Source organism: Thauera sp. 2A1 (assembly GCF_009469595.2).
Lineage (GTDB): Bacteria > Pseudomonadota > Gammaproteobacteria > Burkholderiales > Rhodocyclaceae > Thauera.
Window position 1 is genome coordinate 1 of the sequence record NZ_SSXV01000059.1, and the last position, 3,095, is coordinate 3,095.

Here is a 3,095-nt window from a genome sequence, read left to right on the forward strand (position 1 = left end):
AACTCTTCTGGCATTGGCGTTGAATTATTACCTGTGGAGATGACGCTGGGATGAGCGGCCTTACCCCGTTTTTTACGCGAGGTAATTATGAAGATCAATGACTAGCCGTCGAACCGTGTGCATGAACTGCTGCACTGAAACTTCTCAGCTGTAAAATAATCGTAAGCGGCTCGCCAGAACCGTATTGATATTTACTGAGAGGTCAGATCAACTTTCCAGGGCAACAGATCGCGTACCCGGTTTGCCGGCCAATCCTGGATATGCTCAATGACGTAACGCAGCCATTTTTCTGGTTCCACATTGTTCAGACGGCATGTGCCGATCAGCGAGTACAACACCGCCGCATGTTCGCCACCGCTGTCGGAACCCGCGAAGAGCCAGTTTTTCCGGCCTACGGCCACTCCCCGTAAGGCGTTCTCTGCGATGTTGTTGTCGATTTCCACCCAGCCATTACTGCAGTACACGTTCAGGGCCTCCCACTGTTTCAGCAGGTATGCGAACGCTTTTGCCGTATCCGAGTGACGCGACAGTGTTTTCATCTGTTCCTGTATCCAGTCATACAGTGACTGCATCAGTGGAGCCGCTCTGGCTTTTCTTGCTGCCAGACGCTGTTCTGCTGAACATCCCCGGACTTCTGCCTCGATGACATACAGTTCACCGATACGCTGCAGGGCTTCCGTGGTGATGTCGGTTGGCACTCTTGCATGCACATCGTGGATTTTTCTCCGGGCATGGGCCATACACGCGGCTTCCGTTATTCTGCCGGATTCGTATAACGCCCGGTAACCACCGTAAGCATCTGCCTGAAGCACACCGCTGTAACCGGCCAGGTGATTCTGTGGATGGATACCTTTCCGGTCCGGGCTGTACGCGAACCAGACCGCCGGGGGCATCTGTGAACCGGCGTTACGGTCATCACGGACATAGACCCACAGCCGGGCAGTTCTTGTTTTACCACTGCCCGGCTCCTGGACCGGAACGGGGATATCATCCGCATGGACTTTACCGGGCATCAGCACATACTGGCGCAGGACGTCATACAGCGGCTCCAGCAGTTCAGCAACGGCACCTGTCCAGCGCCCCAGCGTGGCGCGGCTCAGCTCCACGCCCTGGCGACGGTATATTTCTGACTGGCGGTATAACGGCAGATGGTCTGCATATTTCCCGGTAACAACATGGGCCAGAAGCCCCGCTCCGGCATAACTGCGTGCAATGGGTTTTGAAGGTACTGTTGCCTGCACGATATGGTCGCACCGGCAACAGGCCAGTTTCGGACGTTGTGTTTCGATAACCTTAAAGGCGCTGCTGATAAGCTCCAGTTGCTCTGACACATCACACCCCAGAGGACTGAGGTCACCACCACAGGCCGGGCAGCATTCCTCTTCCGGCCGGATGACCCGGGTTTCACGGGGAAGTGAGGCCGGTAACGGCTTACGGGCTGAAGACTGGCGCAGGGCGGATGGCAGTACCGGGTCATATTGCTCATCCAGCGTTTCCGCCATTTCTTCCTGAAGTGCGCTGATTCGCTCCTGGGCTTCCTGTATCTGCCGTTCGGTTTTAGCGCGAAGTTTTTCTGAGCTTTTACCGAACTGCATGCGCTGCAGTTTCGCAACCAGCGCCTTCAGCCGGTTGATTTCGGAAGCATAAGCCGCCACCCGCTGTGAGAGCAGGCGGTTGTATTTCGCCATCTGGCGGATGGTGTCCTGTTGCGTCTGCAACAGTGCCCGCAGGCGGGCATTCTCATGAGCAAGTGAGGTGTCCATATCCTCACTTTACAACGGGTTATATGCGGATGCCAGCGCGTTCCGTTCGTTTCGGGTGCTTCCAGTCGATGCCTTCGAGAAGCATGGACAACTGAGCCGGAGTAAGGTGAACCTTTCCATCGCGGGTGACCGGCCAGACGAAGCGGCCCCGCTCCAGGCGTTTGGTGAAGAGGCACAGTCCGTCACTGTCAGCCCACAGCACTTTTATCTGGTCACCCCGGCGTCCGCGGAAGATGAACAGATGCCCGGAGAACGGGTCATCCTTCAGGACGTTCTGAACTTTTGAGGCCAGGCCGTTAAAGCCATTTCGCATATCGGTGATACCGGCAACCAGCCAGATACGCGAACCGGCAGGGAGAGATATCATCAGTGGCTGCTCCCTTTCATTTCGCGGATAAGTGTCTGTAATAACGCCGGTGTCAGTTCACCTTTCAGCCTGAGAGTTCCGGCCGGCAGAACCAGCTCGCAGCACAGACTGTCTGGCAGTGTATTTATCTGTTCAGGTATCTGCACTGGTGCCGGGATTTTATTATCCGGCTCCGGAGTTAACGTCACGGGAAGTAGCGATGTTTCATGTTCGCCGGGCGGTTGCAGGCCACCGTTACGCCAGAGATGCCGCCAGTTAAAGAGCAGGTTATCGTTAATTCCATTCTCTCGAGCTATTTGTGCGACACAAGCACCGGGTAAAAGAGTTTGCTGAACCAGTCTCCATTTAAACTCCGGTGAAAATCGGTTCCGGCGGGGTTTCTCTGCTTTCACAGGCTGAGTCACGGTCGGGGCTGAAGGGTATCGCCCCGGGAAAAGAGCCCGGGCCAGTTGCCCGCAGGAATATTCACCGGAAAGAGGCCAGTCAGTGAATACCTGGTGAAATCGCCTCACCAGAGAAAAAATGGCGGTTTTGCTGACACCGGTCTGCGCAGAAATGCGCGGGTACGACAGTGACTCGTCAAATCTCAGCTGTAGCACACGCAGGATCAATTCCGGATTGTCTGCCAGTACCGCTTTTCGTGCATTCATCTTAAATGTCCCTTTACTGCGAAAATGGACATTAGTATCGGAAACAGGAAAGGGAGGCGAAAGACGGTTTAAATGAGACGGTTACGCTCCATCTCACGGACAACATGACCGGCCTCCCTTGCCGCCATACTGGCTTCCGCGATGACCTGCCAGAACGGCATATCCTGCCACTGCCAGCGTTCCATCCCGGCCAGTGACGGAAAACGCTCACCCCACTGCCAGAACAGCGTTTCCAGGTCATGCTCCGCCACCCGGTCACTCCAGCGGGCAGGCCAGCTTCCGACCGTCTCCGGCGAATGGAATGCCAGTTCGAAT

General features: G+C 55.6%; 4 protein-coding genes. All 4 read right to left on the reverse strand.

Going from position 1 to position 3,095, the window contains the following annotated elements; genetic code table 11:
• Positions 1-191: 191 nt before the first annotated feature.
• Positions 192-1,763 (reverse strand): IS66 family transposase, encoded by a 1,572-nt coding sequence (locus GH664_RS22105; RefSeq protein WP_000381443.1) that lies wholly within the window; start codon positions 1,761-1,763, stop codon positions 192-194.
• Between the two features lie 19 nt (positions 1,764-1,782).
• Positions 1,783-2,130 carry an IS66 family insertion sequence element accessory protein TnpB gene (gene tnpB, locus GH664_RS22110; protein WP_000624618.1) on the reverse strand — a complete coding sequence of 116 codons (348 nt, stop codon included), beginning with the start codon at positions 2,128-2,130 and terminating at the stop codon, positions 1,783-1,785.
• Entirely contained in the window at positions 2,130-2,780 is a 651-nt protein-coding gene (gene tnpA / locus GH664_RS22115; protein WP_000993956.1) for an IS66-like element accessory protein TnpA, read from the reverse strand. The genes tnpB and tnpA overlap by 1 nt, the downstream gene beginning before the upstream one ends.
• A 68-nt stretch (positions 2,781-2,848) precedes the next feature.
• A partial coding sequence (locus GH664_RS22120) for a plasmid SOS inhibition protein A (RefSeq protein ID WP_194270466.1) occupies positions 2,849-3,095 on the reverse strand: 247 nt, incomplete at its 5' end.

Excerpts from the sequence above, each read along its gene's own strand:
- tnpA (WP_000993956.1), bottom strand. The coding sequence starts at position 2,780 with ATGAATGCACGAAAAGCGGTACTGGCAGACAATCCGGAATTGATCCTG.
- tnpB (WP_000624618.1), bottom strand. The coding sequence starts at position 2,130 with ATGATATCTCTCCCTGCCGGTTCGCGTATCTGGCTGGTTGCCGGTATC.
- GH664_RS22105 (WP_000381443.1), bottom strand. The coding sequence starts at position 1,763 with ATGGACACCTCACTTGCTCATGAGAATGCCCGCCTGCGGGCACTGTTG.